The sequence below is a fragment of the Bathymodiolus platifrons methanotrophic gill symbiont genome (assembly GCF_002189065.1).
Classification (GTDB): Bacteria; Pseudomonadota; Gammaproteobacteria; order Methylococcales; family Methylomonadaceae; genus Methyloprofundus.
Genome location: NZ_BDMN01000014.1, coordinates 1 through 14139, shown reverse-complemented (window position 1 = coordinate 14139; position 14139 = coordinate 1). Strand labels below are relative to the sequence as shown.

The window sequence follows — 14139 nt, the reverse complement described above, 5'->3', positions numbered from 1 at the left end:
TTATTTTATTACTGAAGTTTCCCAATAATTATTTATGGTAAAATTGAAACTATGCTACAACTATATGAAAAAAATAGTCTTTTCATTCGTTTCAAATGCTATTGCCTAAGGGGAATTAAGTAGGGGTTTGCTATAAACATGGCAAAACCACCTAAAATAAACCTCGATACACCAGCATTGTGTATTTCAGCTACTCAATAATTGGGAAACTTCAGTCTTTATAGATATCGGGACTAATCGTGCCACGAAAAGTGTCACAAGCGCTCCATACTGCTTTGTTGATGTCGTCCTGGTTAATTTGACTGTTTGGCATAGGGTATCTCTGTGTTAATCACTGAATATTTTACTGGCAATCGTTTTAAGCTGCTGCTGCCGGTTATTTATCAGTTGGTGTAATATTTTTTGTTCCTTTATCGCTGCACGATGTAGGGAAACTATCTGCTTCTGTGTGGCAATAGGTGGAAGGGTGATCGGTGTATCTTCCAGTATTTTTCGACGAATACTGACATATAATGAGCCTTCTGCGCTGTTTTTAAAATACCGTTGCGCAGGTAACTGGTTCAGTTGCCAACTGATAAATTCAGGTAATGCATGTTTTTTTTGCGCTTGATGCAGTCGTACAATGAAAAAATGTGGTGAACAAACGCTGTATTCGGGTAAATATCGAACATAAGTGGCAAAGTGCTTTGCTCCTTTAGCAACAAATAAAATATCTTCTGTTTGTAGCCAATCAGGTTGTTTGCGCCCAGCTAATTTAGTGGTGATCAGTTGCTCTGCATTAATTTCATTATAATTATCAATATCGCGGACTTGCACTACATGTGCTGAAGCATGAGCGACTGGTGCAATTGTGCCACGAAAGGGATGGCCAGGGCGAATATCAGCAATATCGTAAAGTTTGGTTTTTACTATCATGTAGCAAAGATTAATGCGCCTAAAAGCATAAGAGTTTTATGATTAGAGAATATTGAAGGAAAGAGGTGGTAGTGTCAAGTTATCCTGCAGTAATGTAATGATGCAATATTGTCTTCAGTGTATTAATCTCATGTTTATGTAGCGGGATGTGGGCTTATAGGGTCTGTTTTATTCAGTATAAGTTAATGAAATTGTATAGGGTATCTAACTTTTTTGGCTATTTTTAGAGGGAGTTGATGAATGTTATCCCGAAAAATACAGAATTAGTTTAAAATTACATACACAAACTTTTTTACATTTATCACTGTTATGCAACAAACATCGTTAGAAACTGTTCAGGCGCTGGAAACAGTCAGGGACTATATTCGCTGGGGTGCCAGCCGTTTTGCTGAAGCAAAGCTGTTTCATGGCCACGGTACGGCTACGGCTCTGGATGATGCAGCTGCTTTGGTCTTACATAGCTTGCATTTGCCATATAATTTATCCGAGAGTTATTTTAGCGCTCGGCTGACAGAGGATGAGCGACATAAAATTGTTGACCTTGTTAACCGGCGCATTAAAACCCGTATTCCATCGGCTTATTTAATGCATGAAGCAGTTTTTGCTGGTCTGGATTTTTATGTGGATGAGCGTGTTTTAGTACCTAGATCACCTATTGCTGAATTAATCCGTGAGCAATTCTCTCCCTGGGTTGAAGCTGATCAGGTGCTGCGTGTACTGGATTTGTGTACAGGTAGCGCTTGTATTGCAATTGCCTGTGCCTATGCGTTTCCTGATGCAAAAATTGATGCAGTGGATTTATCTGAGGATGCTCTGGAAGTTGCTAAAATTAATGTCGCTAAACACGAAGTTGAAGAGCAGTTAACTCTGTATCATTCTGATTTGTTCACTGCATTGCCGGCACAAAAATATGATTTAATTGTTTCTAACCCTCCTTATGTTGCAATTGCCGAATGGGAGCAGCTTCCTGCAGAATTTCATGCGGAACCTGAAATGGGCTTTACCGGTGGAGAAACAGGTCTGGACCTGGTCTATAAGATTTTAGTGGATGCTGCTGAATATCTCAGTGAAGATGGTGTTCTGATAATAGAAGTGGGTAGTAGTGCGCAAACATTACAAACGCAATTCCCTGATGTGCCTTTTTACTGGCTGGATTTTGAGCAGGGTGGTGATGGTGTTTTTTTATTAACAGCTGAACAAGTATTTGCATTTAACAAATTATTTAAAGAGGCACTAGGGTAAGTATGTCAGGAAATAGCATAGGAAAATTATTTACGGTTACTACATTTGGTGAAAGCCATGGTATTGCATTAGGTGCGACAGTTGACGGATGTCCGCCAGGGTTAGAGATTTCCGAGGCAGATTTGCAAGGAGACCTGGATCGTCGTAAACCGGGAACCTCAAGGCATACAACGCAACGTCGTGAAGCTGATCAAGTGGAAATTTTATCCGGTGTGTTTGAGGGTAAGACAACTGGAACGCCGATTGGCTTGTTGATTAAAAACACTGATCAACGTTCTAAAGATTATGCCAATATTGCTGAAACATACAGACCAGGACATGCTGATTATGTTTATGATCATAAATATGGTTTTCGTGATTATCGTGGCGGTGGCCGTTCCTCTGCCAGAGAGACGGCAATGCGTGTTGCGGCTGGGGCAATTGCCAAGAAATATTTGCTGCAGCAGTATGGTATAGAAATTCGTGGCTATCTGGCGCAACTAGGCCCTATTAAAGTTGATCCGGTCGATTGGTCGGCAATGGATAATAGCGCGTTCTTTTGTCCTGATAGCAGTAAAGAAGAGGAATTAGTTACCTATATGGATGCTTTGCGTAAAGAAGGTAATTCTATCGGTGCAAGAGTTAATGTGATGGCAACTAATGTTCCTCCTGGGTTAGGTGAGCCCATTTTTGACCGTTTGGATGCAGATTTAGCGCATGCTTTGATGAGTATTAATGCGGTGAAAGGCGTAGAGATAGGTGATGGCTTTTGCTGTGTGAATAGTAAAGGGACTGATTTTAGGGATGAAATGACACCGGATGGTTTTTTAAGTAATCATGCGGGTGGCGTGTTAGGCGGGATTTCCAGTGGTCAGGATATTGTGGCTAGTATTGCCTTAAAGCCAACATCAAGTTTGCATTTGCCTGGGCGTAGCATTAATCGACAAGGCGAAGCAATTGAGGTGGTTACTAAAGGTCGACATGACCCATGTGTGGGCATTCGTGCTACACCTATTGCTGAGGCGATGATGGCAATCGTGTTAATGGATCATATGTTGCGTCATAGAGCACAAAACTATGACGTAAAATCGACTTTGCCTGTGTTGCGTTAAGATAGAAGAGTAAGGAACGCGCACGAAATAAGTTGAGCATCTGGCGCAGGATTTTTATTCGTATTCAAGGCGTAGAAACAGGCGCATAGCTAGCTACGTAACTGATTCTACAACGCAGAAGACGGATAAAAAGACAAGCAAGTTACTTAAGTTATTCCGTGCACGTTCCTAAGTTAACTTAATTTCAGTAGGGGGAAGTGATGCAGCATATCATTGAATTAGACCATCAGACAGAGAAAAACTTATCTGAGGTAGCTATGTATGCCCATAAATCAAAAGATGATATTTTGTTGGCAGTTATTCAAAGTTATTTACTACAGCAGGCTAAGCGTAATGACTTAGAGCAATTCCTAAAGCCCTATAAAGTCAAATTGAAGGACTATAAGTTTGATAGAGATACCGCGAATGAGCGGTAGCTTCTTAGATAGTAATATAGTGATATATAGTTTAGGTGATGTAGAAGAAAAGCGACTACGCAGTATTGAGCTAATAAGTGAGAATCCTATTATTTCTGTTCAGGTTTTAAATGAAACAGCAAATATTCTTGTCAGGAAGTTTCAAATGCCTATACACGACATTCAAGCTATTATGAAACGAATAGCATGTGAATGTAGAGTGACAATATTAACCGAAAAAACACATTTTTCGGCACTCTCTATTAAAGAACGCTATCAGTTTTCTTTCTATGATAGCTTGATCATTGCTTCAGCTTTGGAGGCTTCTTGCAATATACTTTATTCGGAAGATATGCAGCATGGACAGATAATAGAAAATAAATTGAAGATTGTTAGTCCATTTGAAGTTATTTAGTGAAAACTAAAATTCCATATTGGCGCTTGTCAGGCTTCTACTTTTTTTATTTTGCAACACTTGGAGGGTTTCTTCCTTTCTGGAGTTTGTATCTTAAAGAGTGCAGTTTTAGTGCGGCCGAAATTGGTGAATTAACGGCATTTATGGTGGGTACCAAAATCATTGCTCCGAATCTTTGGGGCTGGATTGCGGATCATACTGGAAAAAGTTTGCGTGTTATTCGTATTGCTTCTTTTTTTGCCATGCTGTTATTTGCGGGCTTTTTATATAAACAATCTTTTCAGTGGTTTGCCTTGGTAACCGTGAGTTTCAGTTTTTTCTGGAATGCGGCTTTACCCCAGTTTGAAGCAGCAACACTACATCACTTAAAGGACCAGCCACACCGCTATAGTCATATACGGTTATGGGGGTCAATAGGCTTTATTGCGACGGTGTTAGGGGTTGGCTATTTACTGGACTTATATGCAATTAAATTATTGCCCTATTTAATTGTTTCTTTGCTCGCTAGTATCTGGTTAATTTCTTTGCTGACACCCGAAGTGATGACTGCTAAAGCCAGTCAGGCTGCTGTTGGGATTTGGCAAATTGTCAAACAGCCAGAAGTTATTGCTTTTTTACTGGTCTATATGTTGTTGCAGGCTGCGCATGGGCCTTATTATGTCTTTTTTTCGATTTATTTAAAGCAGCTTGGTTATTCTTCTACGTTGATTGGTATGCTTTGGTCTTTGGGGGCTGGGGCAGAGATTATTGTTTTTATGTTAATGCGCCAATTGTTAAAGTATGTTTCTTTACGGCGTATTTTATTAGTCAGTTGTCTGCTATCAATCTTAAGGTGGTTAATGATTGCCTGGTATGCAGATAATATGTGGATGTTACTGGGTGCACAAGTGCTACATGCCGCTACTTTTGGTACAGCTCATGTGGCAGCAATTCATCTGGTACAAAATTATTTTGGTAGGCATCACCAGGGAAAAGGGCAGGCACTTTATAGCAGTTTTAGTTTTGGGCTAGGTGGGATGCTAGGTGGGCTGTATAGTGGTTATGCCTGGGATATTTATCATGGGCAGTGGGTCTATAGTTTTGCAGCAATTTTAAGTACTTTGGCGTATATTATTGCAGTGATATGGGTTGGTAAGGGTAACTCCTTTAGTCATCAATAATTGTAAAGTAAGATAGGGAAAATTAGTGTTTGAGTTAATACAAAGTGGGGGCTTATTAATGATCCCCATTATTTTTTGTTCAGTGATGGCCATGGGGATCGTGGGAGAACGTTTCTGGACCTTGCGTAAAAAGAAAATTTTACCACCTGAACTAGTATCGCAAGTCTGGAATCTGGCTAAAGCTAAAAGGTTGGATACCATGACTTTAAAGCACTTAAAAGATAGTTCTCCACTAGGAACTATTTTAGCAACAGGGCTAATGAACAGGAGTCTTGGACGTGAAGTAATGAAAGAGTCTATTGCTGAAACTGGGCGACAAGTTGCACATAAACTAGAGCGGTTTCTAAATACTCTGGGTACCATTGCTACGATTACACCATTGCTTGGTCTGCTGGGTACTGTTGTCGGGATGATTAAGGTTTTTGCGGCGATTGTCAGTCATGGTGTTGGTGATCCGACAATATTGGCTGGGGGTATTTCTGAAGCATTGATTACCACTGCAGCTGGTTTGTCGGTTGCAATTCCCTGTGTTATTTTTCATCGTTATTTTGATGGTTTAGTGGATGGCTATGTACTCAATATGGAAGAGGAATCCTTAAAATTCATTGAAGTGATTCATGGCACACGTGACGAATTAGAATGAATTTTCGTAATAAAAAACATAAGTTATTAGAGATTTCCTTAACACCCATGATTGATGTGGTGTTTTTGTTACTGATTTTCTTTATGGTGACTACTACTTTTAGTAAGAATACGATTATAAAGGTCATCTTGCCGCAAGCAGAGGGTCAACCAGTAGAACAACAAAAGCAAATATTAACGTTGACAATCGATAAATCAGGTCAGTATTTTATCGATGATATATCGTTAGGGGATAAGAGTTTAGATACTTTAGAAAAAGCATTAACGGCATATAAAGGTAATAAAAATATTCCTTTAATTATTAATTCGGATGCTAGTGCACCAGTACAGGCAGCCATTTCTGTCCTGGATGTCGCGTCTAAAATAGGCTTTAAAAATATTACTTTTGCAACTCAAAAATAGTAAAACTATGAAAAAATTAATAGCTAAGTTTTTAGATGAGGTTTGGTATAAAGATCATTTTATTGGTACCTGGATTATGCCTTTTTCATTTATTTTTACCGATGTGGCAAAATTTAGACGCTGGATGTATAAAAAAGGCTTTAAATCCGTTGAGAAGCTACCTGTACCGGTTATTATTGTCGGTAATATTACTTTGGGTGGCACCGGTAAAACTCCTTTGGTCATTTATCTGGTTGAGAAATTAAAGGCAGCAGGCTTTAAGCCGGGTGTGATTAGCCGGGGCTATGGTGGACAATCTGAAATATGGCCAGTAAGAGTGACTGCAGATAGTGATGCAGCATTAATTGGCGATGAACCTTTACTGATTGCACAACAGGCAGGTTGTCCTGTCGCGGTAGGTCCAGTTCGTGCTGATTCAGCCAGGCTGTTACTGGATAATGAAGCGATTGATGTGATTGTTTCAGATGATGGCTTACAGCATTATGCTTTATATCGGGATATAGAAATTGTCGTGATTGATGGTATACGTCGCTTTGGCAATAACTTTTGTTTACCATCAGGGCCCTTACGTGAGCCACAAGAGCGAATTCAAGAAGTAGATTTTGTTATTTGTAACGGTGGAGAGCCGGAAGAAAATGAAATATTGATGCAGCTTGATGGAACTGATGCCATTAACATGCAGACAGGGGAGCGTAGAGGGCTAGCCGAATTTAGAGGTATTAACTGTCATGCTCTGGCTGGAATTGGCAATCCGCAACGATTTTTTGACTTGTTAAAGCAACACGGGATAGAGTGTCAGACGCATTCCTTTCCAGATCATTTTGCTTATGCCGATAAGGATATTCAATTTAAAACAGCGGAAGCCGTTCTTATGACCGAAAAAGATGCGGTTAAATCCCAGTCATTTGCATCCGGATTGCATTGGTATGTACCTGTTCAGGCGACAGTAGCAAGTGACTTTGCAGAAAACCTGATTACTTTATTAAGGACAAAATAATCCAGCATATCTTAGTTGTTATAGCTGCTTATCTTTCCCTTACTGGAGAGTTGGTAAAGAGGGAGTAAACAGATATAAATCCCTCTTTTTAGGCTTTCTTTCTCGAGGCTGGGGCTGGTACGTTAGTTACAAGAACGAATAGCAATATTTTCAGCAAGATATTCTTGATATTCATCAGTGCTGTCAACAATTGTAGTGCCACGCATAAGGTCACGATTTGAGATATTACGCATTAACAAATCAGCCTTGCTAACGCAAAGATTAATATGAGCAAAAGTTTTTTACTTAGAGAAGCTTTTATATTCTCTTGTTTAGCAGCGTAGACAGCATTATCTTTTAAGATAATTGTATCGCCTGAGTGCATTTGTTCTAAAAAGGAGTGTTGGATAGGGAAATTATCGATGATATGTAACATGAGCCGTCCTGGTTTTATGGAAATTCTACATTAAGTAGTTATTGTAAGTGTCTAAAATATAAAGATTTAAAATAATAATAGTACACTTTAAGTAGCTTGCCAAATAGTTTAATGATATTTCATGTAATTAATTAAGTTTATTATGGTAGGTAATTGAATTTATTAGAATAGAGTTGATGGTGTGAATAAAGAAAAAGTGATAGACAGGGTGCAACAGTACTGGTTACTAGCACGATTTGATAAGCCAATTGGTATTTTAATTTTATTATGGCCGGCTTTATGGGCTCTCTGGGTAGCAAGTTCCGGGCAACCTGATATCCTGGTTTTGACGGTTATTTGTTCTGGTGTGGTATTAATGCGTGCAGCGGGCTGTGTGATTAATGACTATGCTGATAGAGATTTTGACCCTCATGTAGCACGAACAAAATTAAGACCTATTGCTGCAGGGAAGGTAAAACCTAAAGAGGCATTGGTGGTTTTCGCAGTGTTATGTCTAAGCGCTTTTGCTCTGGTCCTATTGCTTAATCGATACACCATCATGCTGTCTTTTGGTGGCGCCTTTCTGGCGGCAAGTTATCCGTTTATGAAGCGCTATACGCAACTCCCTCAAGCCTATTTAGGGATTGCTTTTGGCTGGGCAGTACCTATGTCGTTTGCTGCACAAAGTAATGAAATTCCGCTGATTGCATGGTTGATGTATCTAGCAACAGCTTTATGGGCACTGGTTTATGACACTATGTATGCCATGGTTGATAAAGAAGATGATTTAAAAATTGGTGTTAAATCTACAGCAATATTATTTGGCGATAAAGAGCGCGAAATTATGGCTGTATTGCAAATTATTGTAATGCTATTGTTGGTACAAATAGGCTACCTAGAGGGATTGTCCTGGATTTATTATGTGTCTTTATTTTGTGCCAGTGGATTTTTTGTCTACCAGCAAAAACTGATTTTTTATCGTGAAAAAAACGACTGTTTTAAAGCCTTTTTAAATAGTAACTGGTTTGGTTTAACGATATTTATTGGCCTGGTTCTGGAATATGCTTTTTAGCCATAGTGGATCATGGAGGCATATAAGTACCCAAGGTAAATTAATTTAACTAAAAATAAGGCATCATTGTAGAGCGGACTTTAGTCCGCTAATGTAGAAAACTGATAAAGTCCGCTCTACGTGCCTATTAACATTACCAGGACATTTTCTAAAAAGGTTAAATCAATTTTGCCGAGATACTTATACTCGTGATGTTTTTCTGACTAGAGCAGAGCGGCTGTGATCAGTCAGTCTAGTAGACTTAGGTCACAGCTGGGGCGTGCTTGATCCATAATTGTTATGAGATAGCCTGTGCAACTCTTTTAAAAGAGCTACTTTATACTGCCCATATTATCTGGACGTGTTAATCCCAAGGTGGCTTTTCGCCGTCATAGGCAACAAAGTCCTTATCTTTTGCATAGGTGGTGATACCAGTGAGTATGTTGCTTGCGGATTTTTTAGCTTTTGATACTGCAACGGTGGATTCAGTTTGCCATTTTGTAAAGTGCGTAATGTCCTTATCTGCAGGAACATACCATTTCTTCTTGGTGGCATCCCATTTCGCTCCGAGTGCTTTTGCGGCATCTTTTTCTGCGTAGGGTACGGTGAGGTAGGTTTTTGAGTTTGGCATGTATGGTTGTATTGTCGCTGCTTGTATTGGAATGGAGCCTTTTTTCATTTGCATTACATTTTACATGGATAGAAGTTTAGAAGGGAGACTGAGCCTAAAAATCTATTGATATAGCAGTAATTCAACTAGGTATCTGGCTCTATCACAATAGAACAAAGCCTTCGTCTTAATATAATAGCAGCGCATGTAGTCTGGCTTTTTAAAAAAATACGCTGGAGTTTGTGCTGATAATGATTTATAGGCTGTTTTTTCATTTATAATAAAAGGATATGTCATAAAAACGCAATAGATAGGTGTACTAGCCTATGATGTATTAATCTTGCGTTAATAAGAACAAAATATACCAATCAATGTGTTATGAAGATACTGAATGTTTATTTTAATAATATTAATTCGCTGGCAGGTGAAACCCGGATTGATTTTGATAAAGCACCCATTGCGGATGTTGGTGTCTTTGCGATTACAGGGCCTAATGGTTCAGGTAAAACCAGTATTTTAGATGCTATTAGCCTAGCATTATATGGCGAAACCTTTCGTTTTAATAAGCCTGCTGAAAATGTCATGACTAAAAATACGGCGGTGTGCTTTGCGCAAGTCGAATTTATAGTGAATGGTGAAAAATATCGCTCTAGCTGGCAGGTAAAACGCCAGGACGCTTTGCCTGAGGGTAAAGTCATGGCAGCGCAAATGCAATTGATCCATGTTAACGGTGAAGAGCAGATCGTTGAGCGTGAAGCACATAAGGTGTTAGCGTTTATTACTGAGTTAACGGGGATGGATTTTCGTCGGTTCAGTCGCTCTATTATGTTGGCGCAAGGTGATTTTGCCGCTTTTCTAAATGCATTGGATTCTGAGCGCCTGGATATTCTCGAGCGTATTATTAGTAATGATATTTATGCTGATTATAAGCAGCAGATTCACTTGCTTACAGAAGAGGCAGAACAGCAGTTAGCGAGCTTGCAAGTACGTCTGGCTAATATTAATATAATGACGGATGCTGAATGTGAAGCGGCCGAATTAGATTTAGCTGATCAGAAATTAACTTTTGCTGAATTAAAGCAGGAACATACCAGTTTGTTACAGTTACAGGCCGGGTTGCAAGAGCTACAGAAATTAGAGCAGAAGATTAGCCAGTTAGAACATGCTCAATCTGAAGATCAGCAGCAATTGGTTCAAGCGCAGGCTGATTTAGTTACTATTGCAAAGTCTGCAGATATATTGTCTTTCAAGCCAGGTCTGGATAGTGTTGCTGAGAAAACAGTCTTAATAGATCAAGCTCAAAAGCAGCAGGCAATTTTTCAACAGGATATACAGCAAATTCAGGCTAAATTAGCAGCTGAAGATGTTAATGAGCAAAAATTGTCTGCATTAACCCGACAAGATACCGCACTAGTACAAAAGAAGGTATCTGACTTAAAAGCCCGGGCGGCTCAAATTAAAACTGACAGGCAATCTGAAGCGGCATTACTTAATGCGGTTGAAGTTCAGTTGCCAGAAAAGGAAAAGACTTTATCGGTTGTAAATGACTGGATGACTGGTCGAAAAAAAGATCATCTTCTGATTGAGAATATGCCTGAATTGGGGCGCTTAAAAAATCTGCGTAATCGTAGTACCGATATACAAAAGCAACTTAAGACCTTTAATAAGGTACATAAAAGTAACTCTTCTGCTTCAACGAAAAACCTTAAACGCTTAGTTCTGTTAGAGAAAGAAATTGCCAGTGGCAAAAAGTCCTTAGTAAATTTAGACAAGGAACTGGAATTTATTGCTGATGGGCATAGTCTTGATGAAGTAGTAGTCTTACATACAGAACAACGAGAGCGTGTTGCTAATTTTGTAGAATTATTAAATTTGGCAAAAGTACATAGACGCTTTGTTAAAAAAGGATTTTCCAAACGTTATGAGCATTTTGACCAGGTACAATTAGATAAACAGTTAGATGCTAAAAATGATCAAATTGAATCGGCGCAAAATATTCAGCAGATATTAGAGAATGCTGTATATCGCGAGCAATTAACAATTAAATTAGCTGATGATAGAAAGAAACTGGAATATGATTCTCCTTGCCCTTTGTGTGGTTCTTTAGATCACCCGTATACAGATAAGTCACCTACTGTATATGATTCTGGAAAGGCATTAACTGATCAATCCATGACAGTAAAGTCCTTACAGGCTGAGGCAAAAAAGCTTGCTCAACAGCTTGCTGCTTATAATAATACAAAAGATAAAAATATTGAGCATGGTGAACGAATTAACCGGGTTCAAGCTGAATGGCTGACTTTGTGCACGCGTCTAAATGCAGTAACTAGTGATTTTAATATCACTAGCTATCAGACTATGCGTAGTCATATAAAAAAGGAAAGGCAGGAGTTAAAAGAAATTGATGCTTTGATAAAACGCTATCGGGCAAAAAATAAAGAAATCGCAAAACTGGATGTCTGGGTTATTAAAAAACAAAATAATCTGGAAAAGATACAAGCTAGACAAAAGGTACTTGATGAAAGTGGGCAGGGCAGGCCGCAAGAGATTGTTGATCTGGAAGCTGATTTAGCTAAATGTATGCAGGAAGAAAGTACTTTGGCAAAGTTGATTAGTACACTTTTAGCTGAGTTAGGTGAGAAATTACCGGGTGTTGGCAAAGAAGATGGTTTGTATGATTTATTAAGCAAGCGTAGGCAGGATTATCAAACATACAGTTTTCGTCAGAGATCTTTGACTGATGAGATGGCGCAAATAATGGCTAAGATTACTCAAAGTAATGAGATTTTGCATGACCAGGATCAGAAATTTCAAGCTTTGTTAGGTCAGATTCGTGAGCAGGAAATCGTTCAACAGTACTTTGCTAAATTAGATTTGCAAGTAAAGCTGGCGGGGCAAGAGAAAATAATTACCAGTTTAGAGTTAGAGTTAAGTCAGAAGCTTTCTGCTTTACAAGTGCAGTTGCAGCAATCTGATTATTCATCCCTGGATGCTGTTCAGGAATTGATTGCATTATGCGAGCGTAAAGATGAAATTCAATCTTCACTAGAAAGCTTGCAGGAAAACCTGGCTCAATACCCTTCTGAAGCTGAGATGTTACATAAGCAACTGGATGCTGAGCGTGTGCATATTGCTACCCAGGAGAATCTGGAAAGTGTTGTGATTCAGCTGAGGAAAAAAAATGTACAAATGGAAATTGCTCAACAGGAAGTGTCAACAATAGAAAACAATCTGCAAAAACAGCAGCAGTTGCTCGAGGAAAATTCACAATTGATCAAGCATATTGAGCAACAGGAAATTGCCGTACAGCAAAAGCAGGAACAGCAAAAGAAAATTGATGTTGAGCCTGAAAATGTTTTTAGACGACGAGTTCAAGTAGCGGTTGCAGAAAAATTATTAGTTTTGACTAATCGTTTTCTGGACAAGATTAACGGTCGCTACCATGTTGCTAGCGTGCCTAGCGATCTTGGTTTAGCAATAGAAATTGTTGATAGCAAGCAAAATCAGAGTCGGCGTGCCGTGAAATCCTTATCAGGAGGTGAGACTTTTGTGGTCAGTCTGGCAATGGCTTTAGGCTTATCAGAATTAGCGAACAATGGTAGAGCGATTGATTCACTGTTTATCGATGAAGGTTTTGGTAATCTAGATGCAGAAATGCTTTATACAGTAGTGACTACACTAGAGTCTTTAAAAGCACACGGTAAAACGGTGGGTATTATTTCGCATGTTCAAGGTATTAAAGAACGTATTAAGACGCAGGTCGAGTTAATTAAAGAGCCTAACGGGTTGAGTCGCGTTGTTTTGCAAGAGTAGTTTTGTCTGTGACGGGCTTCAGGGTACTGTGAGTATGTAGTAAATCATATCCGCGAGTTATACACAGGCCATCACGACGTGCTGTTTTATCTGAAATATTTTTTCTGGCAGGTAGCATAGCGGACTGAAGTCCGCTCTACAGAGTTAGGTGATTTAGAAGTCTAATATAAACATTTCGTTATAATTAGTATAAACGTCTAAATAGTTATCCCAGGGGTATATCGGTTGGGTAATGGATTCAGTCGCCAAAGGAAAAGTAATTAGGTCAAGCAGGCCGACTGAGATACGTCCCGCTGTATTTAGTATGCCTAACCCAGTACCACCTGTAAGACCGTAAATCACATTGCTTCGGTTGGAAACTATAATTATATTCTTGGGGATTTCTAATACTCCGAGTGAAATATTGGCCAATGATCTTAGTGATTTTTCCCCTACTTTGGGGCCATATGGATCTTCAACCAATTCCGGGGCCTTTTCATCATCCACATAAACCATTTCAGGCGCATTATCTTCAGCCGCATTACTTATGCTAGAAAAAGACAGAAAAATGCTGGTTAATAAAGCGAACTGAAGTTTCCTAGAAATTCATCAAGCGACCATGCGTAACAAAACGGTTACCACCGAATTTACAGGGGAGCTGCTGTATTTGGGGCAAACCCTTTCAAAATCCGGGTCCAAAGCAGCTTCGGCAATGATACGCCGGATATCTGAAAAGGCAAAACTGGTCCGCCCCTTTACTTTGTGCCGACGTTCCGGATTGGTTTTTAAACGATCAGCATAAATCCACGTTAACGTTGTTGCCATCATACAGAAGTTCAGGTGGTTGGTCACTGCCTGCGCATTACGGCACTGGCTTTTCTGGCTACCTATGTCCTGCTTGAGTTCTTTGAACCCGGATTCGATTTTCCACCTTGCCCCGTAATACTCGATAATCTGTGTGATGGATAAATTTAAATCGGTAGTAAACAAAGCAATCCACTGCGTGCGACGAAACACCCAGACAACCTGAACG

Annotated in this window: 15 protein-coding genes; 10 read left to right on the top strand and 5 right to left on the bottom strand. The window is 39.4% G+C overall.

Annotated features, from left to right (window positions below; genetic code table 11):
- Positions 1–327 precede the first annotated feature (327 nt).
- Complete coding sequence (locus CDZ78_RS00875; RefSeq protein WP_244559135.1) at positions 328–915, bottom strand: restriction endonuclease subunit S; 588 nt, start codon at positions 913–915, stop codon at positions 328–330.
- 309 nt (positions 916–1224) lie between these two features.
- On the opposite strand from CDZ78_RS00875, the gene prmB reads away from it, so the two are divergent.
- The 8 genes from prmB (at position 1225) to lpxK (ending at position 7259) form a co-directional block, all read left to right on the top strand.
- The gene (prmB, locus tag CDZ78_RS00870; protein WP_087868257.1) at positions 1225–2157 is read left to right on the top strand and encodes a 50S ribosomal protein L3 N(5)-glutamine methyltransferase; all 933 of its coding nucleotides are present in this window, start codon (positions 1225–1227) and stop codon (positions 2155–2157) included.
- 2 nt (positions 2158–2159) lie between these two features.
- A complete protein-coding gene (gene aroC, locus CDZ78_RS00865) occupies positions 2160–3248 on the top strand; it encodes a chorismate synthase (RefSeq protein ID WP_087868256.1) in 1089 nt (362 codons plus the stop codon).
- A gap of 200 nt (positions 3249–3448) precedes the next feature.
- Positions 3449–3664: a hypothetical protein gene (locus CDZ78_RS00860; RefSeq protein ID WP_087868255.1), complete on the top strand. Its 216-nt coding sequence runs from the start codon at positions 3449–3451 to the stop codon at positions 3662–3664.
- Positions 3654–4058, top strand: a complete 405-nt coding sequence (locus CDZ78_RS00855) for a PIN domain-containing protein (RefSeq protein ID WP_087868254.1) — start codon at positions 3654–3656, stop codon at positions 4056–4058. The genes CDZ78_RS00860 and CDZ78_RS00855 overlap by 11 nt, the downstream gene beginning before the upstream one ends.
- On the top strand, positions 4058–5218 hold the full coding sequence (locus CDZ78_RS00850; protein ID WP_230990707.1) for an MFS transporter: 1161 nt from the start codon (positions 4058–4060) through the stop codon (positions 5216–5218). The genes CDZ78_RS00855 and CDZ78_RS00850 overlap by 1 nt, the downstream gene beginning before the upstream one ends.
- Positions 5219–5243: 25 nt before the next feature.
- Complete coding sequence (locus tag CDZ78_RS00845; protein WP_087868253.1) at positions 5244–5861, top strand: MotA/TolQ/ExbB proton channel family protein; 618 nt, start codon at positions 5244–5246, stop codon at positions 5859–5861.
- Positions 5858–6262 (top strand): ExbD/TolR family protein, encoded by a 405-nt coding sequence (locus CDZ78_RS00840; RefSeq protein ID WP_087868252.1) that lies wholly within the window; start codon positions 5858–5860, stop codon positions 6260–6262. The genes CDZ78_RS00845 and CDZ78_RS00840 overlap by 4 nt, the downstream gene beginning before the upstream one ends.
- Positions 6263–6269: 7 nt before the next feature.
- Positions 6270–7259 (top strand): tetraacyldisaccharide 4'-kinase, encoded by a 990-nt coding sequence (gene lpxK / locus CDZ78_RS00835; RefSeq protein ID WP_087868259.1) that lies wholly within the window; start codon positions 6270–6272, stop codon positions 7257–7259.
- A gap of 232 nt (positions 7260–7491) precedes the next feature.
- Here the strand turns inward: lpxK and CDZ78_RS00830 are convergent, their stop codons facing one another.
- The gene (locus CDZ78_RS00830; protein ID WP_087868251.1) at positions 7492–7674 is read right to left on the bottom strand and encodes a hypothetical protein; all 183 of its coding nucleotides are present in this window, start codon (positions 7672–7674) and stop codon (positions 7492–7494) included.
- A gap of 196 nt (positions 7675–7870) precedes the next feature.
- Here CDZ78_RS00830 and ubiA point away from each other — a divergent pair, with 196 nt between their 5' ends.
- Positions 7871–8725: a 4-hydroxybenzoate octaprenyltransferase gene (ubiA, locus tag CDZ78_RS00825; protein ID WP_507766371.1), complete on the top strand. Its 855-nt coding sequence runs from the start codon at positions 7871–7873 to the stop codon at positions 8723–8725.
- A gap of 343 nt (positions 8726–9068) precedes the next feature.
- Here the strand turns inward: ubiA and CDZ78_RS00820 are convergent, their stop codons facing one another.
- On the bottom strand, positions 9069–9389 hold the full coding sequence (locus tag CDZ78_RS00820) for a DUF5710 domain-containing protein (protein WP_230990708.1): 321 nt from the start codon (positions 9387–9389) through the stop codon (positions 9069–9071).
- A 303-nt stretch (positions 9390–9692) separates the two neighbouring features.
- Here CDZ78_RS00820 and CDZ78_RS00815 point away from each other — a divergent pair, with 303 nt between their 5' ends.
- Complete coding sequence (locus CDZ78_RS00815; RefSeq protein ID WP_087868248.1) at positions 9693–13127, top strand: AAA family ATPase; 3435 nt, start codon at positions 9693–9695, stop codon at positions 13125–13127.
- Between the two features lie 153 nt (positions 13128–13280).
- Here the strand turns inward: CDZ78_RS00815 and CDZ78_RS00810 are convergent, their stop codons facing one another.
- Positions 13281–13613, bottom strand: a complete 333-nt coding sequence (locus CDZ78_RS00810) for an exosortase system-associated protein, TIGR04073 family (protein WP_244559134.1) — start codon at positions 13611–13613, stop codon at positions 13281–13283.
- 102 nt (positions 13614–13715) lie between these two features.
- Positions 13716–14139: transposase (locus tag CDZ78_RS00805; RefSeq protein WP_244559133.1), on the bottom strand; the 424-nt coding region annotated here is incomplete at its 5' end.